The organism is Janthinobacterium sp. SUN100 (assembly GCF_030397705.1).
Taxonomy (GTDB): Bacteria; Pseudomonadota; Gammaproteobacteria; order Burkholderiales; family Burkholderiaceae_D; genus Janthinobacterium; species Janthinobacterium kumbetense.
The window spans coordinates 864,975-891,280 of record NZ_JAPUBU010000001.1 but is presented as its reverse complement, the minus strand read 5'-3'; the positions used below and the strand labels follow the sequence as shown (position 1 = coordinate 891,280).

The window sequence follows — 26,306 nt, the reverse complement described above, 5'->3', positions numbered from 1 at the left end:
AATACATCGTTGCCGGCCTGCCGTTTGCAGTGGCCGGGCCGTATAATTACGCTAATTTTCCGCCCACCCAGGGAGTTCCGCTTGCAGCTACCGATCCGTTATCCGAACATGCCGCAACTGCTGCTGAAGGCCCGCGACAGCCTGCTCCAGCATTTCCGCCCCATCCTCAACCACTTCGGCGTGACGGAGCAGCAGTGGCGCATCATGCGCGCGCTGAACGAAAGCCCGACCCTGGAACCGCGCGAACTGTGCGAGATCTGCCAGATTTCCAGCCCCAGCATGAGCGGCATCCTGGCGCGCATGGAAGAAATCGGCTTGATCGGGCGCAGCAAGTTCGAAGGCGACCAGCGCCGCCGCAAGGTGCACCTGTCGGAAGCGGGCGCCAGCCTGCTGCTGCAGATGGGCAAGCTGATCGACCTGCAATATGAACACCTGGAAGCGGCCTACGGCAAGCAAGTGTTCGAAGACATGCGCCGCACCCTGGAAGCCTTCATTGCCCTCGAAACCCTGCCGGTGGCGCCCGCCATCCTGCGCTGACCATCCCGCTTTCCCCGTTTTCCCGCCTGCCTGACTAGCCACCGGGCGCGTGTTTTTCGACACGCGCCGTCGCTGCTTTCCCCATGCCTGTTCCGCGTATTTCCGCATCCTGCCGGGCTTGTGTCCGCATGCCTGACGGTTTTGCTATAAGACACAAGAAAGTTTTGCTATAAGACTACGCCTTACAGTCAATTACTTACATGTGAGTAAATAAGCGTATAATTTGCTCCACTTGATCCAAATCAAGAAGAAAAGCGGACGCCCCACGCGCTGTATGGGGCCGCAACGCGGCGCCTCGCCAGTATGTCGCCATCACGGAGGCAATGCCGGCCGGGCGTACTATAAAACAGGAAAGTCAGGAAAAAATGAACACTACATGCATGCGCGCTGCGGCGCTGGCCGTCTCCACGCTCATCGGCGCAAACGTTTGCGCCCAGAGCAATGTCAGCATTTATGGCGTGGTCGACGCGGCCATGGCGTACACCAGCAACCAGGGCGGCAATTCGAACACTTACATGCGCAGCGGCAACTTGTCCGCCAGCAAGATCGGCTTCCAGGGCGTGGAAGACCTGGGCGGCGACCTGAAGGCGCTGTTCCTGCTGGAAAACGGCTTTGAAAGCGACACGGGCGCGCAAAGTTCGGCCAGCTCCCTGTTCAACCGCCAGGCTTACGTGGGCTTGCAATCGACAGCCTACGGTACCGTCACGGCCGGCCGCCAGTACACGCCATACTATCTGCTGGTGGGTTCGCTGGCGTCGAGCAACGTGTTGACGGGCGCCACCGGCGCCCATCCTGGCGATATCGACGGCCTCGATACGACCGTGCGCATCAGCAATTCCGTCACCTACAGCATGCCGGCCTGGCGCGGCCTGCAGGCCAGCGCGCAGTACGGCTTTGGCGAAGCGGCCGACGGCAACGCCGTGGGCAGCAGCTTCAGTGCCGCCGTCAAGTACAGCACCTCGCCAGCCGAATTCGCGCTCGGCTACCTGAAACTGAAAAACGGCCAGAACAATGCCAGCGCCATGGCCATGAGCACCCAGGGCGGCTGGAACAGCAATGCTTCGGGCAGCTTCGGCATTTCCGCCATCAACCAGGGCTACGCCTCGGCAGAAAGCGTGCAATTCATCGCCGCCAGCGCGCGCTACACCATGGGCAAGTGGATGGTGGGCGCCAACGCCAGCAACGTGCAATACGAGGCGGGCAGCCGCTCGGCCTTCCGCGACACGGCCATCTTCAACACGGCCGGCCTGATCTCCAGCTACCAGTTGACGCCGCAGTGGTTCCTGGCCGCCGGCTACAGCGACACCTTCGCCAGCCACGCCAACGGCATCGCCGACCGCGCGCGCTACCGCCAACTGTCGTTCGAACAGACGTATGCGCTGTCGAAGCGCACCGCCATCTACCTGATCGAGGCGCGCCAGCTGGCGCGCGGCCAGACCCTGGGCCAGGACGGCGCCATCGTCAACGCCGTCGCCTCGGTCGGCGATTCGCAAAACGGCACGCCGTCGTCGACCGGCGGCCAGTCGGTGGTCATGGTCGGTCTCAAGCATTCTTTCTGAACGGTTGCTGAACTCACGGGAGCTTCAAGTGGACGCTACACATCACAAGGAGGGCCGCGGCCCTCTCAATCCCGGCCGCCGCATGGTGCTGGCCGGCTTGCTGTCGGCTTCGGCCGCGGCGCTGATTCCCTGGGCGCTGGCCGAACCGGTCGCCAATGCGGAGCAGGGCGCCTTCCTGGGCGTGTCGGCCATGCTGGTGGGGCGGCAAGTGCTCGACCCCGTGCTGGCCAGGCGCCTGTATGACGCGCTGGTGGCGCAGGATACGGCCTTCCCGGCGAAGGTGCGCGCGCTGCTGGCGCTGATCAATGCGCAGGGTTTGCAGGCGGCCGGCCTGCAGGAAGCGCTCGACGGGCTCGACCCGGCCCAGTCGCCGCTGGCCGCCTTGCCGCGCCAGATCGCCAGCGCCTGGTACCTGGGCATCGTCGGCACGGGCGAGGCGGCCGTCTGCGTCGCCTACGAGCAGGCGCTCAACGCGGCCGTCGTGGCCGACGTGCTGAAACCTCCCACGTATTCCTACGGCGCCTACGGCAGCTGGGCCAGAAAACCAATTTAAGGAGCCATCATGGCTGAAGAACTCTCTGCCGATTACCTCGTGATCGGTTCCGGCATCATCGGCTCCCTGGCTGCGCGCAAGCTGGCGCTGGCCGGCGCCTCGGTGCTGATCCTGGAAGCGGGACCGCGCGTGTCGCGCGGCGAAATCGTCGCCCGTTTCCGCAATACGACGCGCCGCAGCGACTGGATGTCGCCGTATCCGTCCGTCGCCACGGCGCCGCACCCGATCTACCAGCCGACCGATAACGGCTACCTGGTGCAGGCCGGCCCGTATCCGTACCCGGCCGAATACATCCGCCAGTTCGGCGGCACGTCGTGGCACTGGGCCGCGCAGGCCTGGCGCAATGTGCCGAACGATTTCCGCATCCATACCCTGTATGGCGTGGGCGTCGACTGGCCGATCAGCTATGCAGACCTGGAGCCGTTTTACCAGGAAGCGGAAGAGATCATGGGCGTCTCGGGCGCCGAGAACACGGGTTCGCCGCGCAAGCAGGCGTTTCCGATGGACCCCGTGACGGAGCCGTACGCCATGCGCCGCATCCGCGAGCGCCTCGACCCTGCGTTCAAGGTCGTCGGCAACACGGTGGCGCGCAACAGCGTCAGCTACGATGGCCGCCCGGCCTGCTGCGGCAACAACAGCTGCCAGCCGATCTGCCCCATCGACGCGCAATACCACGGCGGCATCGCCGCGCTGCAGGCGGAAGACGCGGGCGTCAAGATCGTCTGCAACGCCAACGTCTACAAGCTGGAACACGACGCGCAGGGCCGCATCACGGCCGCGCTGTACTGCGACGTCGACAAGAAAAGCCACCGGGTCACGGCCAAGACTTTTATCCTCGCCGCCAACGGCATCGAAAGCCCGCGTCTGCTGCTCGTTTCCGCCTCGGACAAATACCCGAACGGCCTTGCCAACAGCAGCGACATGGTGGGCCGCAACCTGATGGACCATCCGAGCACCTCGATCACCTTCGACGCTGATGAAGACTTGTGGCTGGGCCGGGGCCCGCAAAGCCCCAATTCCATCAACACCATGCGCGACGGCGACTTCCGCAGCGAGCACTCGCCGTACCGCCTGGATTTCACGAACATTTCGCGCGTCGACGGCGCCACCAGGGAATTGATCGGCAAGGGCGTGTTCGGCGAAGCATTCGAGCAGCAACTGCGTTTCCGCTCGGCCCGCGAAATGAGCCTGAAAAACGTGCTGGAAGTGCTGCCGAACCCGGAAAACCGCATTGCCCTGAGCAGCGAAAAAGACGCCATGGGCATCCCCAAGCCGCAGGCGCACTATTCGATCGACGAGTACACGAAGCGGGGCCACGAGCGTTCGAAGCAGGATTTCGAACAGATCGCCAAGCTGATGGGCGGCACCAATCTGCGCCACAGCAAGGAAGGCGTGTTTGCCAACAACCAGCACATCTGCGGCACCCTGTCGATGGGTTCCGACCCCGCCAAGGCCGTGTGCGACCAGTGGGGCCGCACCTTCGACCACGCCAACCTGTTCCTGTGCAGTACCGGCGTGCTGCCCACGTCCGGCACCTGCAATTCGACGGAAAACGGCCTGGCCGTTGCGCTGCGCACCGTCAAGCACATCCTCGACGAACAACAGGGAGGCACAGCATGATGGCGGCCTTCAGACTGACGGCGGGCGCCGTCTTGCTGTCCCTCGCGGCCATGCCCGTGCTGGCGGCCGACAAGGCCGTGCCCGATGCGGCGGCGATCGAACGCGGCCGCTACCTGGCCACGGCCGGCGACTGCATCGCCTGCCATAGCGTGCCTGGCGGTAAACCGATGGCGGGCGGGCTGTCCCTGGCGACGCCATTGGGCGCCATTGTCGCCACCAATATCACGCCGTCGACAACGCATGGCATCGGCAATTACACGCTCAAGCAGTTTTCCGACGCCGTGCGCCATGGCGTGCGGGCCGACGGCGCCAACCTGTACCCGGCCATGCCCTACACGGCCTACGCCAAGGTGACGGACGAGGACACGGCGGCCCTGTATGACTACTTCATGCACGGCGTGGCGGCCGTGGACTCTGCGCCGGCGCAAGCGACGGACTTGCCGTTCCCGTTCAACATCCGCCTGTCGATGGCCGGCTGGAACATGCTCTTCCTCGACAAGAAGCCCTTCGTCGCCGATACGGCGAAAAGCATGGAGTGGAACCGGGGCGCCTACCTGGCGCAAGGCCTGGCCCACTGCACCACCTGCCATACGCCGCGCAATGCGCTGATGGCCGAGCAGCTGTCGAAGGAGCTGGGCGGCGCCGACCTGGGTACCTGGCATGCGCCGAACATCACGTCGGATATCAACAGCGGCGTGGGCGGCTGGAGCCAGCAGGAACTGGTCGATTACCTGCGCACGGGCCGCACCGCGAACAAGGCGCAAGCCGCGGGACCGATGGCCGAAGCCATCGACCATAGCCTGAAGCACCTGAGCGACGCGGACTTGCACGCCATCGCGCACTACGTCAAGAGCGTGCCGGCCATCCGCGACAAGGCAGATACGCAGCCGGTGACGCAATGGGGCAAGGCGGGCGACGAGCTGGTCAGCATCCGCGGCGTGCCGCTGCCGCAAAACCTGAACAAGATGTCGGGTGCGCAGCTGTACGATGCGCAGTGCGCCAGCTGCCACCAGGCCAGGGGCGAGGGCAGTTTCGACGGCAGCTTGCCGCCGCTGTTCCACAATTCGGTGACGGGCCGCAGCAACAGCAACAACCTGGTGATGGCCATCCTCGACGGCGTGGAGCGGCAGGATGGCGAGGGGAATCATGCTGCGGGACACCTGATGCCAGCCTTCCGCCAGACCTTGTCGGACGAGCAGATCGTCACCCTGGGCAATTACGTGCAGAAGATGTACGGCAATCCCGCCATCAAGGTGACGGCAGAGCAGGTGACGACCCTGCGCAACGGCGGCGCGCCGTCCAACCTGATCGGCCTGGCCCGCGCGGGCATCATCGTCGGCGTGCTGGTGTTGCTGGCATTGCTGCTGTGGTGGCGGGGACGCCGGCGCAAGCAGGCGTAGAAGCAGCCGCGAATAACAGGCGCTGAAGTACAGACGCTGAAGTACAGGCAGGGGCCAGGCTGAATAGTCTGGCCCTTTTTTACGCCTTGATGTTGCAACTGGTTTGCATCTATGGAAATTATGTACTATCATTAGTTACATGAGACGCGACAGCAAACTATCATCGATCCTCCATGTGTTGCTGCACATGGCCCATGCGGGACGCCCGATGACGTCCGAGGAACTCTCCGCTTACCTGGATACCAATCCCGTGCTGGTGCGGCGCGTGATGGCCGGCTTGCGCGAGCGGGGTTACGTGGCTTCGGTCAAGGGCCACGGCGGCGGCTGGCACATCGTCTGCGACCTGCACCGCGTTACGCTGCACGACATTTACGTGGCCGTGGGGTCGCCCACCGTCTTCGCCATGGGCAACCGCGTCGATCAGCCGGGCTGCCTGGTCGAGCAGGTGGTCAACCAGTCGCTGGCCGGCGCCTTCGACGAAGCCGAGGCGCTGCTGATCCGGCGCTTTGGCGCCGTCACCCTGGCCGACCTGGCCGAACGTTTCAGCCAACAATACGCCACACACCAAGGAGCACCGCATGACCATTCCTGAATCCCAGGGCGGGGGCAGCGCCACGCCTGCCGCCGCATTCGACGCCCCGTTCGAGGCCATCATCATCGGCGGCAGCTACGCGGGCCTGTCGGCCGCCACGCAACTGGCGCGCGCCCGCCGCCGCGTACTTGTGGTCGACGGCGGCCAGCGCCGCAACCGCTACGCCAGCCATTCCCACGGCTTCCTGACCCAGGACGGCAGCGGGACCGCTGCCATCGCGGCCGAGGGCAAGGCGCAGCTGCTGGCGTATGCCACCGTCACTTGGCTGGATGGCACGGCCGTGCAGGCAGCGGCCAGCAGCGCTGGCGATGGCTACGACGTGACCCTGGCGGACGGCACGCTCGTGCGGGGCCGCCGGCTGGTGCTGGCCACCGGGGTGATCGACGAATTGCCGCCCGTCGATGGCCTGGCAGAGCGCTGGGGCCGCAGCGTCTTTCACTGCCCGTATTGCCACGGCTATGAACTGGAGCAGGGGGCCATCGGCGTGCTGGCCACCGGCCCCCTCTCCATGCACCATGCGCTGATGCTGCCCGATTGGGGCACGGTCACTTTTTTCCTGAATGGCGCGTTCGAACCCGATGGCGCGCAGCTGGAGCAGCTGGCCGCGCGCGGCGTCACGGTGGTGCGCGCGCCCGTGGCGCGGATCGCCGGCGTGGCCGACGTGGTCATGCAGGATGGCAGCCGCCATGCGATGGCCGGCCTGTTCGTGGCGACCCGCACCCGCCTGGCCAGTTCCCTGGCTGCTGAGCTTGGCTGCGTGCTGGAAGAGGGGGCCATGGGCCCGTTCGTGCGCACCGACGAGCAAAAGGCCAGCAGCGTGCCTGGCGTCTTTTGCTGCGGCGATGCGGGCCGCATGGCCGGCAGCGTGGCGTTCGCGGTGGCCGATGGCGCCATGGCTGGCGTGGCAGCGCACCGCTCGCTGATGTTCGGACTGGCCCCGGCGGCCTAATGCCGGGGCCGTGGTGCGTGCTGGCGCTCAGGCGGCAAAACCGCCATCGATCTTCAGCCCTGCACCCGTGACGAACGCCGCTTCCGGGCTGGCCAGGTAAGCGACCATGCCGGCGATTTCATCGGCCGTGCCGTGGCGGGGCAGGGCCATCAGACCGTGCATCAGGTCGGCGAAGTCGCCTGTCGGCGGGTTCATGTCCGTGGCGACGGGGCCAGGTTCCACGTTGTTGATGGTGATGCCGCGCGGACCCAGGTCGCGCGACAGGCCTTGCGTCAGGCCGCTCAGCGCCGATTTGCTCATGGCGTAGGCAGCCGCGCCGCCGAACGGCATGCGGTGCGCATTCGTGCTGCCGATGTTGATGATGCGCCCGCCCGTCTGCATGTGGGCCACGGCTGCCTTGATGGCCACGAACACGGCGCGCACGTTGACGGCCACGGTCTTGTCGAAGTCTGCCAGCGAAAAGTCGTCGATGGCGCCGGGCAGGAATACGCCGGCGTTGTTGACGAGGATATCGACGCGGCCAAATTGCGCCGCCACCTTGTCGATGGCCGCCGTCAGGGCGGTGGCGTCAGCCGCATCGGCTTGCACGCCCAGGGCCTTGCCGCCGCTTGCTTCCACCGTGGCGGCCAGCGCCTGCGCTTCGGCGGCCGAGCTTTGATACGTGAAGACGACGTTGGCGCCCTGGCTGGCCAGGCGGCGCACGATGGCGGCGCCGATGCCGCGCGAGCCGCCCGTCACAAACGCGATCTTGTCTTGCAGTGGCAGGGAGGTGCTGGTGGTGGTTTGGGTTTGCATGATGTGCTTTCTAAGTGAGGAATCGAGGAGTTCAGTATCTGCCTTTCATTCCTGCCGCGCTAGCCATGAATCGCTACAATCACTTTCAACCATTGGTATCAGATGAGCGGGTAGAATAGGCGCATGGACGCCCTCAATCACTTGCAATCCTTCGTGCTGTCTGCCGAGCTGGGCAGCTTTTCCGCCGCCGCGCGCCGCCTGGGCCTGACGCCGGCCGCCGTCAGCAAGAACGTGGCGCGCCTGGAAGCGAGCCTGGGATTGCGGCTGTTCCAGCGCAGCACGCGGCGCCTGACCCTGACGGAAGGGGGCGAGCGTTTCCTGCAGCAGATAGGCGGCGCCTTGTCCACCCTGCGCGAAGCGATCGCTGGCGTGGCGGAAGAGGGCGGCCAGCCGGCCGGCATCCTGAAAATCAGCATGGCGCCGTCGTTCGGGCGCAGCTACGTGGTGCCACTGCTGGGCGACTTCATCGCGCGCCACCCGGGCGTGGTGCCCGACTGCCATTTCGACAACCGGCAAGTCGACTTGATCGGCGAAGGCTTCGATGTCGCCATCGGCGGCGGCATCGAGCTGACGCCGGGCGTGGTGGCGCGCGAACTGGGGCACGCCCACATCGTCGCCACGGCGTCGCCCGCCTTCATGCAGGGCAAGGCCATGCCCAGGCATCCGTCGGACCTGGCGCAATTCGATGGCGTGGCGCGCCGTTCTGCCGGCAGCGGCAGGCTGCGCAGCTGGATATTGCGCGATGGATCGGGCGGCGAAGGCGTGGCCGAATGCCGGCCGCGCGCCATCTTCGACGACCCGGAAGCGATGGCGCAGGCAGCCATCCTGGGCGTCGGCGTGGCACTGCTGCCCATGCCGCACGCGCTGGCCCACTTGCGCAGCGGCGCGCTGGTACGCCTGCTGCCAGGCTGGCACGCCGATTCCGGCTCCCTGTCCGTGTACTATCCCAGCAAGAAACTCTTGCCCGCGAAGACGCGTGTGTTCGTCGATTTCCTGCTGGAGCAGTTCCGCCAGCGCGATTTCGCCGCGCAGATGCGGCCCGATTAATGCATGGCGATGGCCCTTGCCGCCAGTGCAGCCTGGGCTAGCCGCCGCGTTGTTGTAAATATACTTTCTTTTCAAAAATAACATGGCATGGCGGGCGGTAGCGACACGATCTGTCGCTATGCTTGTGTAAGATGAAAACATTCTGAAAAGAAAGTTTTTGTCTGTGCCGTCCATTCCTGACAGACCCCATCCACGAATCGCCGCATGCGCTGGCCGCGCGACTACGGGCATGGGATCAACACCGCCTGGAGCACAGTTATTTAAACCGTTGTTGATAGAAAGTCCTCACGATGCATTCTCCGGAAATTTTGCTGCAAGATTTGAACGCCGCCTTACGCGAATTGCATGGCGCCAGTCAGTTGATTGACGATGAGCGCCTGCGTACCGACATGCCGCTGATCATGCGCCGCCTGTTGCTTGCCGAAGTGCTGGGCACGACGTCGATCCTGGCGATCGGCGGCTCGCAAGGGGCGGGAAAAACGACGCTGTTGCGCTCGCTGTATGCGCTGGACGGCGAGTCGGCGCAATGGCTGCAGCCTAACGAAGGCCGGGGCGAGAAGCTGCCTGTGCTGGTGCTGGAAGATGCGTCGCACTCCGAAGTGCAGGGCGCGCTGCGCTGCCTGCGCCAGCAGGACGGGCAATACGTGCTGGTGGAGGACGATGTCGATGTCGCCACCTTCCAGAAAGCCGTATGCGACCCGGAAATGGATGTGCTGCTGCCCGTGCTGAAGGTGCCGCAGCGCTATTTCAACCGGGCGAATCAGGCCTGGCTGTTGCTGCCTGGCTACGAGACGCAGGACCGCGAGAACAAATCATGGCAGGAACTGATGCGCCAGGCCTTGGTCGGGGCGGTCGGCTGCATCGTCGTCACGGACGAGACGCGTATGGCCAACCAGCAGCAGGTCGACATCGTCACGGACATGCTGCAAGGCGAATTGGGCGGCGCGCAAACCCTGGTGGTGATCAGTAAGACGGAGGCCGCACGCGGCAAGCCGGAGCGTCTGCAGGCGTTGCGCGATACGGCGGCCCAAGTGTTCAAGGTGCCGGCCGCCTTGGCCGGGACAAGAATCATCTGCGTCGGCGCGGATGACCAGGACTACCGCCAAGACTGGCTGCCAGCTTTGACCAAGGCGATCCAGGACCTGTCCTGCTCGGGCGGCGGCGACCGCAAGGCGCAACTGAACCGTCTGGCGGGTGTTCTGAGTCGTGACCTGACCTCGGTCCTGGGACTGGTGCACACCAAAACCAAGCTGCTTTTTCATGAACGCGAGAGCGGCAATGAGGGCTTGCAGGCGGTGCGCAGTTACCTGGAGGCCTTCGACGACGCCAGGGATGGCCTGCGCGAGGAGTATCTGGATGGCATCGATAGCCTGCTGCAAGCGCATCTGGGTGCAGCCTGGAAGACGCTCGAAGGCAGCTTGATCAGCGATCACGAGGGTGTCGTCAACAAAATCAAGGACTTCGCCAGGACCGCCACGCAAAGCCACCAGCACATAGCACAGAGCGTCAGCGCATCGTGGGGCGAGCAGGCCGACGTGCTGGAAAAGCACACTGCCATGATCGGCGGGCTGACGCAGAAGAAACTGCGCGGTGAGCAGGGCCCGCAGGTTCTCGCCATCGCGCAGGAAAGCGACGCGACACCGATGCAAAAACTGGGCTATGTCGACGCAAACCAGCAAGTGCTTGCCTGGCAGCGCCCGGACGAGGACGACCAGCGAAATCTGCGGGTGATCTTGGGTGTGAAGGGGGCGCCGGAAGGACAAGCCGAACTGGTGACCAAGGATGTCGTCAGCGCGGTCAAGCTCTTGCCGGCCCTGACGCTGGAATATGCGCGCCTGGCCAGCATGATGCCCGCGCTGGTGGGCCTGACGCCGGAATTGACGGCGGCAAAGGAGTCCGATCAAGCCGACATGATGAAAAAAGCGGTGCAGCAATTGGGCGACGGCGTGACCTTGGGCAAGACGGTCTTGCGCAGCATTGCCACCGTCTTTGCCGTCGATGTGCTCAGCGATGGCGATGTCGACGTGATTCCAGCCCTGATGAGCATGTTCAATCCGGCGTCCGCCTCGGCCGCGGCTGCCGGCACAGGTACCGGCGGAACGGCGGCGGCCGGTGCCGCCATCGGCGGCGTTGGCGCCGCCGTGGTCGGCGCGGTGGCGGTGGGGTATCTGGCGTATTCCGCCATGCAGGCCACGCGCATCCATGACGAGAAGGCACGGCTCGTGTCGCAATCGATGTTGCAGAGCATTCAAGAACACCATCACAAGCATTTCATTCACCATTTTAATCAGATGATGGGCCAGATGCGGGGCCGGCTGGAACAGTCGCTGCGCACGCGTTATCGCCTGGATGAAGCGCTGATGGAAAAAGACCGCCTGGCGAAGGCCTTGGCCGATGTGCGTTCACTGCAGCGTGACCTGCTGTTTGAACTGGGCCGGTCCGGGCATACGATGGCGCTGTTCCAAGTGGATCAGGCCGCGTGAGCCGGGGCAGCATGGCGCCGGAGCAAGCGTCCGGCGTGCGCGCAGCATGGGCACAGCATGACCAGGAACGGCTGGGCTGGGCCTTCCGCGCGTATACGCGCTTTGCCGAATCGCTGAGTCCTGAAATCCGCGACCGCCTGGCCAGCAAGGATCAGCAGGCGGAAGCCTACGTGGTCGTTTTCGGCAAGACCCAGGTCGGCAAAACCACCTTGCTGATGGAGTTGATGGGGGTGCTGGCGACGCAGATGCCGCGCGTGGCGCGGGTCTTGCGGGGGGGGCGCGCAGCCGGGCAATCGGCCACCGCCACCACGATGGAATACCGCCGTTCGCAGGATCAGCGCTGGGGACTGAAAGTCAATGACGCGGCCGCCGCATGGTATGACGATGACCTCGCCATGGAGGCGGAACTTGGCCGGCTGCGAACGGCGATGGAAATGCGCCAGCTGGTCGCGCATGCGCCGTGCGTCGTGTTTGTCCCGCAGGAATGCTTTGATGCGCACGCCGTGCAGTCGGGTGTGCGCATGCTCGATCTTCCTGGCGACAAACCGGCAAACGCGGCCGAGCAGGAGCATGTGCATGCGATGGCGCGCAAATATGTGCCGCTGGCCGACCTGATCCTGCTGGTGGGACGCGGTGATGACTTGTCGTTCCTGCAAGGGGGCGGCCTGACGCTGCCGGGCATCGAGGACTGGCAAAGCGCCCCGCGGCGTTTTCGGATTGTCACCACCTACTCCTTCACGGCGCAGTCGGTGCGCGACATGGTGCACGAGCATGCGGGCGAGGCCGAAGTGCCGCTCTACCGGCGGCGCCTGGTCGAACAGATTGAACGCTCGATACCGCTGAGTGAGGATGTCAAGCGCGCGGCGAACTTTTTTCCGCTCGAGTTCGGGCAGTCGTGGCTCGATGCCCGCGAAGCCGAGCCCCTCCTGTATGAGCGGGTACAGCCGATGATGCTGACACTCAAGCAGCAGTTGCTGAGCGATATACAGGCGTCGACCACGCCATTGGCGCGTCTGCGCGTTGCCGTCGACGCGCACGTGGTGATTGCCAGGGTGAAGGAAAAACGCCAGGAAGTGCTGCGTTGTGAGAGCGATGCGCTGCAGGCGGCGTTGCGGCGGGCGCGGGAGGAACAACAACAGGCGCAACTTGCGGCCGAGAATATTGGCGAACAATGCGCCAGCCTGGCGCAGGCGCAGGAAGCATTGACGGACGAGGTTTTGTCGAAAGACATCGCGCGGCATTTTGTTTTTGCCGCGACGGCGCCTGGCGATCCATATGAAAGTGTCGACGGCTTCAAGGCCGTGATCCGGCGCGCGAAGACATCCCTGCGGCAGGCATTGCTGTCCAGTCATCCAGACACGGCACGGATGTCAGGCACGCAGCTGTTCTGGCGCCGTGTGGCGTTGAAGGATGGCGTCAGCGGCAGCGACGACATACTGGACGATGCGTTCAGCAGTTTGCTCTCCACTCTCAATGCGTACTGGGTGGACAAATACTGGAGCACCGGCGAGGGCAGCGACTATGCCAGGGATCTCAGAACCTTCAGGCGCTGTATCGACGAAGCCCAGGCAGAGCTCAAGGCGCTTGCCCGCAAACGCTGGCTGGCCGCCGCTCACGCCTGGCGGGAAGGCTTGCTGGAGGAACTGGAGGAACAACGCTACAAACGCGACGACTTTCAACGGCTGGTAGACGGCGGCATCGCGCCGATCAGGCTGCTGGAGGAGAAACTGGCGCAGCATACGCAGGCGCGCGAGTTGTTTGAACAGCGGATGGAAAACGATCTGGTGGAGAGTCGCCGCTTTGCGGCGCTGCTCGACGCGGAATATGTCGCTGAGCTGGAACAGCGGCGGCAGGCGATATGCACCGCCGGCAACCGCGTTACCGCCTTTCTGGGCTTGCTGGCTGCCGTGCGGCTTGCTGATATACGCAAGCAAGTCCTGTTGCACATCGAACCCGCTGCCATTTAATTTACATTTACCTCATATTGACCAAGACCATGAACAATCAACACGATATCGTACGCCAGGAACACGAATTTCAGGAACTATTGCAAAAGGTAATGCAGGAACCGCTGGCGCCTGTGACGAAGTCGGTCCGCGAACTGGACAAACGGCTGGACCAGTTTGAATCGCTGCTGGGAGATTTACAGGCGATTATCCAGGGCACCAATATGAGTGCGGATGACGCGCTCACGCAGATTCGCTCGCTCAAATCGCTGGCCGAAGAGACGCCGCGAGAAATTCGCCTGTCGTTGCAACCCATGCTGCACCAGGTCCAGAATACGCTGGAACAGGGCACGGTAACTGCCCACCGCGACTCAGTGGAGAAATTGTCGGGACAGCTGGTGCAGCAAGGCGAGTCCGGCAAGCAATCCTTCGTTCAGCTACAGGAACTGATGGCGCAGCAGCGCCATGAGCTGGGTACGCAGGCGGCGGCATCGCTCATGGAGGTTGCGCGTCTTAACGAGGCCGAGCTGGCGCCGCTGGTGCAGTCCGTGGCGCAGATGCAATTGGCGTTTGCCGAGCAGCAAATGCAATTGACCGCGCTGGCGATGCAGCAGGAGGCGTGGGCAAGCACATGGGCGGAACAGCTGGCGGCCTCGACACAATCTGTGCGGCGCTGGCTGATTGCCACCCTGGTTGTGGCGAGCGCGGGCTGTGCCGCCGGAATTGCCTTGTTTGCCGGCAGGCTCTGACTGCGGCAGCGATGAGGGAACTGGCCACGCCCCAGGCCTGGTCAGCCGTTGTGCGCCACCAGCCTGAGCCTCGTAATCTCCGCCGGCGCGCCGATGCGTTTCGGCGGACCCCAGTAGCCCGTGCCGCGGCTGACGTAAATCCACAGGCGGCCTTGCCGGTGCAGTCCGGCCACGTAGGGCTGCTGCAGCGGCACGAACAGATTCCACGGCCAGAATTGGCCGCCGTGCGTGTGGCCGGACAATTGCAGGTCGTAGCCGGCCGCTTCCGCTTCGGGCGCGCTGCGCGGCTGGTGCGCCAGCAGGATGCGGGGGATATCGGCCGGCGCGCCGGCGATGGCCGCTTGCGGGTCGCTTTTCTGCTCCGGATCGAAGGCGGCGGCGTTGAAGTCGGTGACGCCGGCCAGCGCCAGGCGCGCGTCGTCGCGGTCGAGGACGACATGTTCATTCATCAGCACGCGCAAGCCCAGGCGGCGAAATTCCGCCACCCACGGCGCGGCGCCCGAATAGTATTCGTGGTTGCCCGTCACCAGAAACACGCCATGGCGCGCGCGCAGCTCGCCCAGCGGCGCCGTGTGGCTGCCCAGTTGCGCCACCGTGCCGTCGACCACGTCGCCCGTGATGGCGATGAGGTCCGCCTGCAAGCCGTTGGCGCGCGCGACGATGGCCTGCACGTAGGCGCGCTTGATGGTGGCGCCCACGTGGATGTCGCTCAGTTGCACGATGGTGTAGCCCAGCAGGGCGGCCGGCAGGCCCGCGATGGGCACGTCGACCTCGCGCACGCGCGCCACCCGGCGGGCGTTGATGAAGCCGACGACGGTGGCCAGCAGCGCCAGGAGCAGCACAAGCACGGCGGATGCCTGCGCGTGCGGGCGGGTGGCGGGAATCAGCATCAGCAGTGCGCGCAGCGCGGTCAGCACGAACAGCGAGGAAAAAAAGCCCATGCACAGCGAACCGGCCCAGCTCAGACGGTCGGCCAGGCGTGCATCGTTGGTGACGGCGCGGGCGAAGATGGTCATCGGCATGAGCATGGTCGACGCCAGCAGGACCAGGCCGCCCAGCAGCCAGCCGGCCAGGCCGACAGGCAGCGACGGCAGCAGCAGCCAGCCCAGGAGGGCGTGCAGGGCGCCCAGTATCATGGTGATGCGCAGCAGCGGCGTGCGGGTTGTCATGTCATGCTTCCAGAGGTGAGGCGGCCGCCGATTATAGCCGACGCCTTGGCCGCAGGCAGTCGCCACCCCGCTCAGGGGGCGATATGCAATCCCAGCATGGCCAGCTTGCCGAAATCGACGGGTTTGGCGAAGTGTTCGTTGAAACCGGCCTGCAGGGCCGCCTGGCGGTCGTGTTCCTGGCCGTAGCCGGTCAGCGCGACGAGCAGGAATTGCTGCGGTATCGGCAGCTGGCGCATTTTGACGGCCACGTCGTAGCCGCTCGTGTCGGGCAGGCCGATGTCGAGAAAGACGATGTCGGGCTTGAATTCCAGCGTGCGCTCGGTGGCTTGCGCGCCCGTGTAGGCCGTGCGCACCGTGTGGCCGTACATTTCCAGCAGTTCGGCCAGGGTATCGGCCGCATCGCGGTTGTCGTCGACGACGAGGATGCGCTGGCTGCCGCCGGTGGCGGCCTGCGGCGCTGGCGCGGCCGGCAGCGGCACGTTGGCGTCGAGCGGCAGCAGGACTTCGAAGGTGCTGCCCAGGCCTACGCCGGGGCTGCGCACGCTGACCTGGCCGCCGTGCAGGGTCACCAGGTTGCGCACCAGCGACAGGCCGATGCCCAGGCCATCCTGCACCCGGTCGGGCGAGTGGCCGCTCTGCTCGAACAGGCCGAAGATGCTGTCGATGCTGGCCGCGGCGATGCCGATGCCGTTGTCGCTGAGGCGGATGCGCACATTGTCGCCTTCGCGCACGGCGGTAATGGCGATGCGCCCGCCCGGCGCCGTGAACTTGGCCGCGTTGAGCAGCAGGTTGGCGACGATCTGCGACAGGCGCACGGCGTCGCCGCAGACCCACAGTTCTTCCCGGGGCAGGTTCACGTCCAGCGCATGGCCGCGCGCCTCGATGCTGTGCGAACTCGTCTCCAGCGCGCTGCGGATGACGCTGGCCAGGCTTACGCTTTCCCATTGCAGCGAGATTTTGCCCTGCGAAATGCGTGACACGTCGAGCAGGTCGTCCACCAGGCGCACCAGGTGATCGGTATGGCGGCCGATGGTGCGGCGCGCATTGTCCTGCGCGGCCGGCACGACGGGGTCGAGCTTGCACAGCAGGGCCAGCGCCGTGCGGATGGGGCCCAGCGGATTGCGCAATTCGTGCGCCAGGGTGGCCAGGAATTCATCCTTGCGGCGATCCACGTCGCGCAGCGCGCGCTCGACGCGGCCCAGGCGCAGCAGGGCCTTGACGTTGGCGATCAGTTCATCGGCCTCGATGGGCTCGACCAGGTAATTGTCGGCGCCGCCGTCCAGGGCGCGGATCTTGTCCGCCGTGCCGATGCAGGAAGCCGACGTTTGCAGCACCAGGATGGTGTTCGTCTCGGCGCCGCCCTTCAACTGGCGGCACACCTCCAGGCCGTTGATGTCGGGCAGCTTGACGTCGAGCAGGATCAGGTTGGGGCGGTCATGGCGGGCGCGCAGCAGCGCGTCGCCCCCGTTCGACGCTTCGATGACCTTGAAACCGGCGCGTTGGAGGATGCGCGACTTGGCGTAGCGGGCGCCATCGCTGTCATCGACGTTCAGGATCAGAGCATCGCTGTTGTTATCCGGTAGCATGCGCATTGTCCCAGGTGGTTGTGCCTTGCGGCGGAACCGGCTCTTGCCGGTGGTGTGGATTGCCGATCAGCGCGCGCAGGGTCGCCAGTAATTGCTGGCGCGGCAGCGGCTTGACGTAGTAGGCGTCGGCGCCCAGGGCCAGGCCCTTGCGCACGTCGTCGATCTCGGTGGCGACGATGACGGGCACCTGGCGCCGCAGCGGGTCGTTTTTCAGCTCGGCCAGCCAGTGCCAGGCCGTTTCACCGTGCAGCAGGATATCGAGGATGACGGCGGCGGGGCGCTGCTGTTCCCAGCGCTCCTGCGCCTCGCGCACGCTGCGTGCGGGGACGACGCGAAATTCGCTGCCGGCCAGGAATTTTTCATACAGCAGGCGCACGGGCGGATTGTCTTCCACCACCAGCACGGCGATGCGCTGGTCGTTGCCATTGTCGTTGGCTGGCGCGCACGGGGGCAGGCTGCCTTCGGGCGCGTGGTAGCTGGCGGGCAGGACGACGGAAAACAGCGAACCGTGGCCCGGCGTGCTTTCCACGCTCACCGTGCCATTGAGCAGGGTGGCCAGGTTGCGGCACAGGGGCAAGCCCAGACCCGTGCCCTTGACCTTGCGCTGCATGTGGTTTTCCACCTGGCTGAATTCCTCGAAGATCATCTGCACGTCTTCGGCGGCGATGCCCAGGCCCGTGTCGGAGACGGAAAAGCGGATCGCGTCCTGTTCCGGCAAGGGCGTGGCGCTGACGATGATGGCGCCCGCTTCCGTGAACTTGAGGGCGTTGGAAATGAAGTTGCGCAGGATTTGCGACAGCTTGCGTTCATCCGTGTGGATGTGCAGCGCCGGATCGGGGTCGATGAAGGTCAAGGTGAGCGCATCGGACACCAGCAGCGGGCGCAGCATGCCGCGCAGGGCGCTGAACAGGTCGGCGACCTGGAAACTGTTGGCGTGCACATCGACCTTGCCCGCCTCGATCTTGGCCAGGTCCAGCAAGTCGTTCACCAGGTCGCTCAGGCTGACGGCGCTTTGCAGGATGAACAGCACCTGCTTTTCCTGCTCTTCCGACAGATCGCCGTCGATGCGGTCGAGCAGCAGCTTGGACAGGGCGCGGATGGAGCTGAGCGGCGTGCGGAATTCATGGCTCATGTTCGACAGGAAGCGCGATTTCATCTGGTCGGCGCGGCGCAGGTGGTCGGCTTTTTCGTCCAGTTCCGCGAACAGCGCCACCACGCCGCGGTTGGTGTCTTCCAGTTCGCGCGTCAGCTGCAGCAGGTCGTCCTGCCGCGTCTTCAGTTCTGCCAGGGTGGTCAGCAGCTCGCGGTTCTGCTGCTGCACTTCCGACAGTGTGATGTCCGGGGGCAGCGCCTGCAGGCTGCCGGACAGCGTGCCGATCTTGCCGCCGTCGAGCAGGGGCGCGTCGCGCGGGAACAGCTTGTGCAGGGTGATCTGCGTGCCGTCGCCCGGCGCGCTGCGGATATGGCAGCGGTCCATCAGGCGCTGGGCGCCCAGGATGCCCAGGCCCATGCCCGTCGGCGAGCGGTAGGTGCCGGCCAGTATCTGTTCCAGCTGCGCGATGCCGGGGCCCTGGTCCTCGATGCGGATGCTGAGCACCTGCGGCGCCGTCTGGCCATCGATGGCGAAATGCACCTTGCCGCTGCCGGCGTAGTTGTAGACGTTGCGCGCCAGTTCCGATACGGCCGTGGCGATGCGCACCTGGTCCTGCACGCCGAAGCCGCACAGGGCGGCGATCTGCCGCGCGCGCTGGCGTGCGCCCACCACATCGAGTTCGCTGCCGATATGGGCCGTCAATATGCGTCGTGTCATGTCGTTTCGCTCCTTTCCCCCGTCACGGCCTGCTGTTCCTCATGTTCGCGCAGCACCACCACCGTGACGTCGTCGCGCCCGCGCGCAAAGTCGCGGTACAGCACGGCGGCGACGAGGCTGGGGTGGCAGTGCGCCAGGCCCGGATACTGTTCCAGGTCCCAGCGCGTGTGCAGGCCGTCGCTATGCATGATCAAGGTCGCGCCAGGCTGCCACGGATAGCAGAATTCCTGCACCTTGCGCAAGTTGCTGCCAACGATGCCGTTGTGCGACAGCAAATGCCGGCGCTGCCGCGCATCGAAGGCGCAGGCGGCGATATTGCCCACGCCCGCGTAGCGCAACTGGCGGCGCGCGCTGTCGATATGCGCCAGGGCCAGGGCCGCGCCGCGCGTGGCGCGCAGGGCGCCGTTGGCCAGCTCGATGAAGGGGGCGGGCAGCGGCGGCAGTCCCGGCGTGTCGTGTTCCAGCAGGGCGCTGGCGCATTCCGAGGCGCGCGCCGCCAGCGGGCCGTGGCCCAGGCCATCGGCCACCATCAGGCTCAGTTCATGGCCTTCGCAGACCACGTTCCAGGCGTCGCCGCATACCTGTTCCGAGGCCAGCGGCAGGCAGACGGCGCCGATCTGCCAGTTCGGGCTGGCCGGGATGGCGCTGCTGGCGTTCGGCCCCCAGACCACCATCATCAGCACCGTGCCCTTGCCGGGCGCCGTGTACAGGTCGAATTCCTGGCTCAGGCGGCGTATCGCGCCCAGTCCCACGCCGTAGGTGCCCGTGGTGGAATGGCCATCCTGCATGTGCTGGCGCACATTCGCCATGCCGGGGCCGTTGTCGATGGCCAGCACTTCGATGCCGCTGGTGCCGCCGCGCAGCACCTTGCGCAGCAGGATTTCGCCGCGCTGCGCGTGCTTGACGATGTTGGTCGCCGCTTCGCTGATGATGATGGCCAACTGGCCCGTGCGCACGTCGTCGAAGCCGATGTGGCGCGCCAGTTCGTTGCCGGCGCGGCGGGCCGTGGCGATTTCGCTCGGTTCGCCGACGGAAAAACGGCGTTGCCTGGCAATGTCAGGGGCTTGCTCGAGGTGGTTCAAAACAGCTTCCATTTCGCGATGGTGACAGTGGTGCCCGCGCCGGGCGCCGTGTCGATGTGAAAGGCGTCGGCCAGGCGCTTGGCGCCGCCCAGCCCCAGTCCCAGCCCGCCGCCGCTGGTATAGCCATCGGTCAGCGCCAGGGGAATATCGTCGATGCCCGGTCCCGCATCGACAAAGCGCAGTTCCAGTCCTTGGCGCGCGCCATCGCAGACGCGCGCGATGCGCGCTTCGCCGCCGCCGCCGTAGCGCAGGGTGTTGCGCGCCAGTTCGCTGGCCGCCGTGATGATCTTGGTCTGTTCGATCAGGCCAAAACCCATGGCGACCATGCTGTCGCGCACCTGCTTGCGCAGCCGCACGACGTCTTCGTCGCTGTGCAGGGGCAGAATCTGCTGCGACCCGGCCTGCGCCCGCTCCTGTGCCTGCGCGCCTAGCACTGCGCCCCCGTCATGCGCATGCGCCGCCCCGTTCCAGCAGCTTGATCCCCCGTTCCACGTTCAGGGCCGTGCTGACGCCTTCCAGGGTCAGGCCCAGTTCCACCAGGGTGATGGCGACGGCCGGCTGCATGCCGACGACGACGGTGCGCGCGTCGAGGATTTTCGCCATCGCCGCTGTGTTGCTGATCATGCGGCCGATGAAGGAATCGACGATGTCGAGCGCGGAAATGTCGATCAGCACGCCCGTGGCGCGGTCCGTCACGATGCGGGTGGTCAGGTCGTCCTGCAAGGTCATCGCCAGGCGGTCGTGCATGTCCACCTGGATCGTCACCAGCAGCAGCCGGCCCATGCGTAAAATGGGGATTCTTTCCATAGGCGCCTCAGTGTGTTTGCTGCTGGTAGGTGATGCTGGAGCCCGTGCGCTTCAGGGCCACGACGAAGGCGTCGGCCAGCGTGGCCTTGGTCATCACGTCTTCCAGGTTCACGCCCAGGTGCACGATGGTTTGCGCGATCTGCGGGCGGATGCCGCTGATGATGCAGTCGGCGCCCATCAGGCGCGCGGCGGCGATGGTTTTCAGCAGGTGCTGCGCCACCAGGGTGTCGACCGTGGGCACGCCCGTGATGTCGATGATGGCGATCAGCGCGCCCGTGTCGACGATCTTTTGCAGCAGGCTTTCCATCACCACCTGCGTGCGCGCGCTGTCGAGGGTGCCGATCAGGGGCAGGGCCAGCACGTTTTGCCACAGCTGCACTACGGGCGTGGACAGTTCCAGCAATTCCTGCTGCTGGCGCAATATCACCTGTTCGCGCGCCTTCTGGTAGATGGCGATGGTGAGCAGGCCCAGCTCGTCGAACAGCTTGCTGGTGCTGACGATGGCGTCGCCCAGTTCCTGCGGCTGCGCCGTGATTTCCTGGCGCAGGTAGGTGAACAGCGGTTCCTTGAGCGAGAACATGAAGCTGGCCGTGTCGATCGGCGAATAGCCCTGGCGCACGCGCGACTGCGATATTTCCGCGAGCAGCTGGCGCGTGTCGTCCCAGGCGCCGCCTTCGATGTCGAACGAGTCGCCGTTTTCCAGCGCGCCCGCCAGCAGCGGCAGGAATTGCGATGCCTGCTGGCGCAGCTCGTTTTCGGCGATCTTGTCGCGCCGCACCAGGCGGGCGATCAGGCCGGCCATCCAGCCGTCCAGCAATGCCGTGTGGTGTTCGTTGATGATGCCGGCCAGTTGCTGCGCCTGGCTCGTGCCCGTCTTGACCGTGTCCGTCTTCATACTCATGCTCATCCTTGGCTGGAGTGGAGGGTGCGGCGCGGCCGCAAGCGGGCACGCGCTGTGATGAATAAATTATAGGCAGGCGTGGCCATAGCTTGTGTTCTGTGCCGCACATAGTGGCGCATGTCGATGTACATTCTTGTGGGAAACATTGGCGTTTTTAAAGATGCATGTAGTTTGCATGTTTAAGCGAATTCCGCTACACTGGGAACACTCAACAAGAGAAAAACATCATGAATATCGACAAATTCAAACAGCAGCACCTGGCCATCCTGGCCGCCATCGATGACTTGCGCCAGCTGGCGCGCGGCGGTGTCGGCGCGCAGGCGCAGGCCATTGCCGACCAGATCATCGCCATGAGCGGCTTGATCAAGCTGCACCTGGCCGTCGAGCAGCGCTACCTGTATCCGGCCGCGCAGGCGTGCGGCGTGGCCGAGGTGGCCCGGCTGGGACGCCAGTACGAAAACGAGATGCACGGCATCGCCGGCGCCTACCTGGATTTCGCCGGCCGCTGGAATACGCCCGTGCGCCTGGAAGCCGAACCGGACGCCTTCCGCAGCGAAGCCAATACCGTGCTGCACGCGCTGTTCCAGCGCATGCGGCGCGAAGACCACGATCTGTATCCGGCCATTGAATCGCTGGCCTGACACCGCTTACCCATATAGACACAGGAGTTTTACATGCTGACCCAAGAACAACGCGCCATCATCACGGCCACCGTCCCCATCCTCGAGCAGGGCGGCGAAGCGCTGACCCGCCATTTCTACAAGAATCTGTTCCGCGACCATCCCGAAGTGCTGCCGTACTTTAACCAGGCGCACCAGCACAGCGGCGACCAGCAGCGCGCGCTGGCCAATGGCGTGCTGATGTATGCCAAAAATATCGACAAGCTTGCCGCGCTGGGGGACCTGGTGGCCACCATCGTCAACAAGCACGTGGCTCTGCAAATTCGCGCCGAGCACTATCCGCTGGTGGGCGCCAGCCTGCTGCAAGCCATCCGCGAAGTGCTGGGCGAAGAAGTGGCCAGCGACGCCGTCATCGATGCCTGGGGCGCGGCTTACGGCCAGTTGGCCGATATCCTGGCCGGCGAAGAAGGGCGCATCTACAAGGCGCAAGCGGCCGCGCCCGGCGGCTGGAGCGGCGCGCGCGACTTTATCGTGCGCAGCAAGAGCGTGGAAAGCGCCGAGATCACGTCCTTCCTGCTGGCGCCCGCCGATGGCCAGCCCGTGCTCGACTTTGCGCCAGGTCAATACATTGGCGTGGTGACTACCGTCGATGGCGTGCCCATGCGCCGCCAGTATTCCTTGTCGGCCGCCAGCAATGGCCAGACTTACCGCATCAGCGTCAAGCGCGAAGAGGGCGGCAAGGTATCGAATTTCTTCCACGACCACGTGCAGGCGGGCGACACCGTGCAGCTGACGCCGCCATCGGGCGACTTCGTGCTGACGGAGAGCGACAAGCCGCTGGTGCTGATCAGCGGCGGCGTGGGCATCACGCCCACCCTGGCCATGCTGACGGCGGCCCTGCGCGGCAAGCGTCCCGTGCACTTCATCCACGCGGCGCGCAACCACGGCGTGCATGCATTCCGCGCGCAGATCGATGCACTGGCCGCGCAGCACCCGCAGCTGCAGCGTTATTACTGCTATGCGGAACATGGCGGCGAACACGATGCGCCGGGCGCCGCCGCGCCGGATGCCGTCGGCTTGCTGAATAAAGAGCAGTTGAACAGCTGGCTGCCGGCCTCGCGCGACGTCGACGCCTACTTCCTGGGGCCGCAGCCATTCATGCGGGCCGTCAAGCAATACTTGCGCGAACTGGGCGTGCCGGAACAGCAGACGCACCACGAGTTCTTCGGACCGGCTGCTGCACTGAATTGATTTTTTTCCTGCCTTGTGTTGTCCCCGCGAGAAAAAACGCTGCCGTAAGGGGCGGGTAAGCCTCGCGCTGTACTGTGAATCCAAGCTCGAAAACAACAGAGCAGCTTTTACATAACAGGAGGCAACACAATGCATGACGATCTCGTTCAAAAAATCAAGAGCGACCCCAACTATCACCAACTGGTCAAGGTGCGTTCCCGCTTCGGCTGGGCGCTGACGGGCCTGATGATGCTGGTGTACTACGGCTACATCCTGCTCATCGCCTTCAACAAGGAATTCCTCGCCACTAAGACGGGCACCGGCGTGATGACCTGGGGCATGCCGATCGGCTTGTTCGTCATCGTGTTTACCGTGCTGGTCACGGGCATCTATGTGCGCCGCGCCAACAAGCAATTCGATGACTTGAGCAACGCCATCCAGGCACGGGTGCAAGCATGAACGGCACTACATTGACGCAACGCAAACTCGCCTGCCTGGCAAGCCTGGTCTTGCTGGCGGGCGCCAGCAGCAGCGTGCTGGCGGCCGGCGCCGACCTGGGCCAGGCAGTCAAGCAACCGACCAACTGGACGGCGATCATCATGTTCGCCGCCTTCGTCATCTTCACGCTGTTCGTCACCAAGTGGGCGGCAGCGAAAACCAAGTCGGCTTCCGATTTCTACACGGCCGGCGGCGGCATCACGGGCTTCCAGAACGGCCTGGCCATCGCGGGCGACTATATGTCGGCCGCTTCCTTCCTCGGCATTTCCGCCGCCGTCTTTTTGAACGGCTACGATGGCCTGATCTACGCCATCGGCTTTCTCGTCGGCTGGCCCGTCATCACCTTCCTGATGGCCGAGCGCCTGCGCAATCTGGGCCGCTTCACCTTTGCCGACGTGGCCGCCTACCGCTTCAAGCAGGCGCCGATCCGCATTTTCTCGGCCTCCGGCACCCTGGTCGTCGTGGCGTTCTACCTGATCGCGCAGATGGTGGGCGCAGGCCAGCTGATCAAGCTGCTGTTCGGCCTGGAATACTGGATCGCCGTCGTCCTGGTCGGCACCCTGATGATGATCTATGTGCTGTTTGGCGGCATGACGGCCACCACCTGGGTGCAGATCATCAAGGCTGTGATGCTGCTGGGCGGCGCCACCTTCATGGCCGTGGCCGTGCTGGCGCAGTTCAACTTCAGCCCGGAAGCGCTGTTCGCCAAGTCGGTGGACGTGCACGCCACCAAGGAAGCCATCATGGGCCCCGGTTCCTTCATCAAGGATCCTATTTCCGCCATTTCGTTCGGCATGGCGCTGATGTTCGGTACGGCCGGCTTGCCGCACATCCTGATGCGTTTCTTCACGGTGCCCAGCGCCAAGGAAGCGCGCAAATCCGTGTTCTGGGCCACCACCTGGATCGCCTACTTTTACATTCTGACCTTCATCATCGGCTTTGGCGCCATCGTACTGGTGAGTACCAATCCCGAGTTCAAGGATGCCGCAGGTAAATTGCTGGGTGGTAACAACATGGCGGCCGTGCATCTGGCCAAGGCCGTGGGCGGCAATGTCTTCCTCGGCTTCATGTCGGCCGTCGCGTTTGCCACCATCCTGGCCGTCGTGGCGGGCTTGACCCTGTCGGGCGCGTCGGCCGTGTCGCACGACCTGTATGCCACCGTCATCAAGAAGGGCAAGGCCACGGGCGCCAATGAATTGAAAGTGTCGCGCGTGACGACGATCGTGCTGGGCATTATCGCCGTGGTGCTGGGCATCGCCTTTGAAAAGCAGAACATCGCCTTCATGGTTTCGCTGGCTTTTGCCATTGCCGCCTCGGCCAACTTCCCCGTGCTGTTCATGTCGGTGCTGTGGAAGGATTGCACCACGCGGGGCGCCACCATCGGCGGCTTCCTGGGCTTGATCACGGCCGTCGCGCTGACGGTGGTGTCGAAGTCCGTGTGGGTCGACGTGCTGGGCCATGGCGAAGCGCTGTTCCCGTATGCCTCGCCGGCGCTGTTCTCGATGACGGCCGGCTTCGTCGGCATCTGGCTGTTCTCGGTGCTCGACAAGAGCCCCCGCGCACGCATCGACCGCGCCGGTTACGAAGCGCAGCAAATGCGTTCGGAAACGGGCATCGGCGCGGCAGGCGCCAGCGCGCATTGATGTAAACAGGAGTTGCTGAAGGAAACAATGCCCGGTTCGCCGGGCATTGTTGTTTTTGGCGCGCTTACTTTGCCACGCGCAGGGGGATGACGCCCGCCGCCAGCGCCGGCGCGCCCGGCGTCGCGTCGAGTATCGATGCCAGGGTCACCGTGTCGAGCACGGCGAGGAAGGCGGCCGTGGCCTGGCCCAGCTTGGCCTTCAGCAGGCAATCGGGCGTGAGCGGACAGGTATTATTTTCCTTGTTGAAACATTCCGCCATGAAAAAATCGTTTTCCGTTTCGCGCACGACGGTGCCGATATTGATCTCGGCCGGGTCGCGCGCCAGGCGCAGGCCGCCATTTCTCCCACGCACCGTTTCCACGATGCCCGACAGGCCCAGCTGGTGCACCACCTTCATCAAATGATTTTTCGAGATGGAGTGCAGGTCGGCAATGTCCTGGATGGTCACGAGCCGGTCGCGGTGCACGCCCAGGTACATCAGGGTGCGCAGGGTGTAGTCAGTGTAGGCAGTCAGTCGCATGGGAGAAGGGAGTAAAACACCCGACAAACCTGCTGCGCGTCGCGACTTGCGGCCTCCGATGCTCACTGCGCATCCGCGCAGCTCCGCTTCTCGGCCACAACTCACATCCGCTCGCTACGGTTTTGTCCGGCGTGTGAAAGATGTGGATTACATCCTTGTTTCAGCCGCCAGCATACAGGAGAGCGCCGGCCATGTGTGTTGCGTCGTCAC

General features: G+C 64.8%; 24 protein-coding genes. 15 read left to right on the top strand and 9 right to left on the bottom strand.

Annotation, left to right across the window (positions count from 1 at the left end; translation table 11 throughout):
• The first annotated feature begins 81 nt into the window (after positions 1-81).
• The 7 genes from hpaR (at position 82) to O0881_RS03830 (ending at position 7,210) form a co-directional block, all read left to right on the top strand.
• Positions 82-537 (top strand): homoprotocatechuate degradation operon regulator HpaR, encoded by a 456-nt coding sequence (gene hpaR, locus O0881_RS03860; RefSeq protein ID WP_251348489.1) that lies wholly within the window; start codon positions 82-84, stop codon positions 535-537.
• 380 nt (positions 538-917) lie between these two features.
• Entirely contained in the window at positions 918-2,096 is a 1,179-nt protein-coding gene (locus O0881_RS03855; RefSeq protein ID WP_289911448.1) for a porin, read from the top strand.
• Between the two features lie 28 nt (positions 2,097-2,124).
• Positions 2,125-2,649 carry a sorbitol dehydrogenase family protein gene (locus tag O0881_RS03850; RefSeq protein WP_251348491.1) on the top strand — a complete coding sequence of 175 codons (525 nt, stop codon included), beginning with the start codon at positions 2,125-2,127 and terminating at the stop codon, positions 2,647-2,649.
• 9 nt (positions 2,650-2,658) lie between these two features.
• Complete coding sequence (locus O0881_RS03845) at positions 2,659-4,269, top strand: GMC family oxidoreductase (protein ID WP_289910243.1); 1,611 nt, start codon at positions 2,659-2,661, stop codon at positions 4,267-4,269.
• The gene (locus O0881_RS03840) at positions 4,266-5,669 is read left to right on the top strand and encodes a cytochrome c (protein WP_289910242.1); all 1,404 of its coding nucleotides are present in this window, start codon (positions 4,266-4,268) and stop codon (positions 5,667-5,669) included. Before O0881_RS03845 ends, O0881_RS03840 begins: the two co-directional genes overlap by 4 nt.
• A gap of 139 nt (positions 5,670-5,808) precedes the next feature.
• The gene (locus tag O0881_RS03835) at positions 5,809-6,261 is read left to right on the top strand and encodes an Rrf2 family transcriptional regulator (protein ID WP_289910241.1); all 453 of its coding nucleotides are present in this window, start codon (positions 5,809-5,811) and stop codon (positions 6,259-6,261) included.
• Positions 6,248-7,210 (top strand): NAD(P)/FAD-dependent oxidoreductase, encoded by a 963-nt coding sequence (locus O0881_RS03830; RefSeq protein ID WP_289910240.1) that lies wholly within the window; start codon positions 6,248-6,250, stop codon positions 7,208-7,210. Before O0881_RS03835 ends, O0881_RS03830 begins: the two co-directional genes overlap by 14 nt.
• Before the next feature lie 27 nt (positions 7,211-7,237).
• On the opposite strand, the gene O0881_RS03825 is transcribed toward O0881_RS03830, so the two are convergent.
• Positions 7,238-8,005 (bottom strand): SDR family oxidoreductase, encoded by a 768-nt coding sequence (locus O0881_RS03825; RefSeq protein WP_289910239.1) that lies wholly within the window; start codon positions 8,003-8,005, stop codon positions 7,238-7,240.
• A gap of 123 nt (positions 8,006-8,128) precedes the next feature.
• Between O0881_RS03825 and O0881_RS03820 the strand changes: the two genes are divergently transcribed.
• The 4 genes from O0881_RS03820 to O0881_RS03805 all read left to right on the top strand — a co-directional run bounded on the left by O0881_RS03820 (position 8,129) and on the right by O0881_RS03805 (position 14,230).
• Positions 8,129-9,052 (top strand): LysR family transcriptional regulator, encoded by a 924-nt coding sequence (locus O0881_RS03820; RefSeq protein WP_289910238.1) that lies wholly within the window; start codon positions 8,129-8,131, stop codon positions 9,050-9,052.
• Positions 9,053-9,342: 290 nt separating this feature from the next.
• Complete coding sequence (locus O0881_RS03815; RefSeq protein ID WP_289910237.1) at positions 9,343-11,535, top strand: hypothetical protein; 2,193 nt, start codon at positions 9,343-9,345, stop codon at positions 11,533-11,535.
• Between the two features lie 11 nt (positions 11,536-11,546).
• Positions 11,547-13,502 (top strand): hypothetical protein, encoded by a 1,956-nt coding sequence (locus O0881_RS03810; protein WP_289910236.1) that lies wholly within the window; start codon positions 11,547-11,549, stop codon positions 13,500-13,502.
• Positions 13,503-13,531: 29 nt separating this feature from the next.
• Positions 13,532-14,230, top strand: coding sequence for a hypothetical protein (locus O0881_RS03805; RefSeq protein WP_289910235.1), 699 nt, complete (start codon positions 13,532-13,534; stop codon positions 14,228-14,230).
• Positions 14,231-14,271: 41 nt separating this feature from the next.
• On the opposite strand, the gene O0881_RS03800 is transcribed toward O0881_RS03805, so the two are convergent.
• From O0881_RS03800 to O0881_RS03770, 7 genes are all read right to left on the bottom strand, one after another.
• On the bottom strand, positions 14,272-15,399 hold the full coding sequence (locus tag O0881_RS03800) for a metallophosphoesterase (protein ID WP_289910234.1): 1,128 nt from the start codon (positions 15,397-15,399) through the stop codon (positions 14,272-14,274).
• A 71-nt stretch (positions 15,400-15,470) separates the two neighbouring features.
• A complete protein-coding gene (locus tag O0881_RS03795; protein ID WP_289910233.1) occupies positions 15,471-16,985 on the bottom strand; it encodes a response regulator in 1,515 nt (504 codons plus the stop codon).
• Positions 16,972-18,795, bottom strand: a complete 1,824-nt coding sequence (locus O0881_RS03790; protein WP_289910232.1) for an ATP-binding protein — start codon at positions 18,793-18,795, stop codon at positions 16,972-16,974. The genes O0881_RS03795 and O0881_RS03790 overlap by 14 nt, the downstream gene beginning before the upstream one ends.
• A complete protein-coding gene (locus tag O0881_RS03785; RefSeq protein ID WP_289910231.1) occupies positions 18,792-19,877 on the bottom strand; it encodes an ATP-binding SpoIIE family protein phosphatase in 1,086 nt (361 codons plus the stop codon). Before O0881_RS03785 ends, O0881_RS03790 begins: the two co-directional genes overlap by 4 nt.
• Positions 19,874-20,311, bottom strand: coding sequence for an ATP-binding protein (locus O0881_RS03780; RefSeq protein WP_289910230.1), 438 nt, complete (start codon positions 20,309-20,311; stop codon positions 19,874-19,876). Before O0881_RS03780 ends, O0881_RS03785 begins: the two co-directional genes overlap by 4 nt.
• Before the next feature lie 10 nt (positions 20,312-20,321).
• Positions 20,322-20,684 (bottom strand): STAS domain-containing protein, encoded by a 363-nt coding sequence (locus O0881_RS03775; protein ID WP_099667758.1) that lies wholly within the window; start codon positions 20,682-20,684, stop codon positions 20,322-20,324.
• Positions 20,685-20,691: 7 nt separating this feature from the next.
• Positions 20,692-21,585, bottom strand: a complete 894-nt coding sequence (locus O0881_RS03770) for an STAS domain-containing protein (RefSeq protein WP_289910229.1) — start codon at positions 21,583-21,585, stop codon at positions 20,692-20,694.
• A 227-nt stretch (positions 21,586-21,812) separates the two neighbouring features.
• Here O0881_RS03770 and O0881_RS03765 point away from each other — a divergent pair, with 227 nt between their 5' ends.
• From O0881_RS03765 to O0881_RS03750, 4 genes are all read left to right on the top strand, one after another.
• On the top strand, positions 21,813-22,226 hold the full coding sequence (locus O0881_RS03765; protein ID WP_289910226.1) for a hemerythrin domain-containing protein: 414 nt from the start codon (positions 21,813-21,815) through the stop codon (positions 22,224-22,226).
• A 33-nt stretch (positions 22,227-22,259) separates the two neighbouring features.
• Complete coding sequence (gene hmpA / locus O0881_RS03760) at positions 22,260-23,456, top strand: NO-inducible flavohemoprotein (RefSeq protein WP_289910225.1); 1,197 nt, start codon at positions 22,260-22,262, stop codon at positions 23,454-23,456.
• A gap of 129 nt (positions 23,457-23,585) precedes the next feature.
• Positions 23,586-23,894: a DUF485 domain-containing protein gene (locus O0881_RS03755; RefSeq protein ID WP_099667762.1), complete on the top strand. Its 309-nt coding sequence runs from the start codon at positions 23,586-23,588 to the stop codon at positions 23,892-23,894.
• Entirely contained in the window at positions 23,891-25,576 is a 1,686-nt protein-coding gene (locus O0881_RS03750) for a cation acetate symporter (RefSeq protein WP_289910223.1), read from the top strand. Before O0881_RS03755 ends, O0881_RS03750 begins: the two co-directional genes overlap by 4 nt.
• 64 nt (positions 25,577-25,640) lie before the next feature.
• Here O0881_RS03750 and O0881_RS03745 read toward each other — a convergent pair whose 3' ends face one another.
• On the bottom strand, positions 25,641-26,096 hold the full coding sequence (locus O0881_RS03745; protein WP_251348507.1) for an Rrf2 family transcriptional regulator: 456 nt from the start codon (positions 26,094-26,096) through the stop codon (positions 25,641-25,643).
• Positions 26,097-26,306: the final 210 nt, after the last annotated feature.

Coding starts and splice junctions, on each gene's coding strand:
- O0881_RS03750 (WP_289910223.1), top strand. CDS start 23,891: ATGAACGGCACTACATTGACGCAACGCAAACTCGCCTGCCTGGCAAGC.
- O0881_RS03840 (WP_289910242.1), top strand. CDS start 4,266: ATGATGGCGGCCTTCAGACTGACGGCGGGCGCCGTCTTGCTGTCCCTC.
- O0881_RS03835 (WP_289910241.1), top strand. CDS start 5,809: ATGAGACGCGACAGCAAACTATCATCGATCCTCCATGTGTTGCTGCAC.
- O0881_RS03845 (WP_289910243.1), top strand. CDS start 2,659: ATGGCTGAAGAACTCTCTGCCGATTACCTCGTGATCGGTTCCGGCATC.
- O0881_RS03830 (WP_289910240.1), top strand. CDS start 6,248: ATGACCATTCCTGAATCCCAGGGCGGGGGCAGCGCCACGCCTGCCGCC.
- O0881_RS03770 (WP_289910229.1), bottom strand. CDS start 21,585: ATGAGTATGAAGACGGACACGGTCAAGACGGGCACGAGCCAGGCGCAG.
- O0881_RS03855 (WP_289911448.1), top strand. CDS start 918: ATGCGCGCTGCGGCGCTGGCCGTCTCCACGCTCATCGGCGCAAACGTT.
- O0881_RS03800 (WP_289910234.1), bottom strand. CDS start 15,399: ATGACAACCCGCACGCCGCTGCTGCGCATCACCATGATACTGGGCGCC.
- O0881_RS03765 (WP_289910226.1), top strand. CDS start 21,813: ATGAATATCGACAAATTCAAACAGCAGCACCTGGCCATCCTGGCCGCC.
- O0881_RS03810 (WP_289910236.1), top strand. CDS start 11,547: ATGGCGCCGGAGCAAGCGTCCGGCGTGCGCGCAGCATGGGCACAGCAT.
- O0881_RS03815 (WP_289910237.1), top strand. CDS start 9,343: ATGCATTCTCCGGAAATTTTGCTGCAAGATTTGAACGCCGCCTTACGC.
- O0881_RS03745 (WP_251348507.1), bottom strand. CDS start 26,096: ATGCGACTGACTGCCTACACTGACTACACCCTGCGCACCCTGATGTAC.
- O0881_RS03805 (WP_289910235.1), top strand. CDS start 13,532: ATGAACAATCAACACGATATCGTACGCCAGGAACACGAATTTCAGGAA.
- O0881_RS03820 (WP_289910238.1), top strand. CDS start 8,129: ATGGACGCCCTCAATCACTTGCAATCCTTCGTGCTGTCTGCCGAGCTG.
- O0881_RS03755 (WP_099667762.1), top strand. CDS start 23,586: ATGCATGACGATCTCGTTCAAAAAATCAAGAGCGACCCCAACTATCAC.
- O0881_RS03775 (WP_099667758.1), bottom strand. CDS start 20,684: ATGGAAAGAATCCCCATTTTACGCATGGGCCGGCTGCTGCTGGTGACG.
- hmpA (WP_289910225.1), top strand. CDS start 22,260: ATGCTGACCCAAGAACAACGCGCCATCATCACGGCCACCGTCCCCATC.
- O0881_RS03795 (WP_289910233.1), bottom strand. CDS start 16,985: ATGCTACCGGATAACAACAGCGATGCTCTGATCCTGAACGTCGATGAC.
- O0881_RS03825 (WP_289910239.1), bottom strand. CDS start 8,005: ATGCAAACCCAAACCACCACCAGCACCTCCCTGCCACTGCAAGACAAG.
- O0881_RS03790 (WP_289910232.1), bottom strand. CDS start 18,795: ATGACACGACGCATATTGACGGCCCATATCGGCAGCGAACTCGATGTG.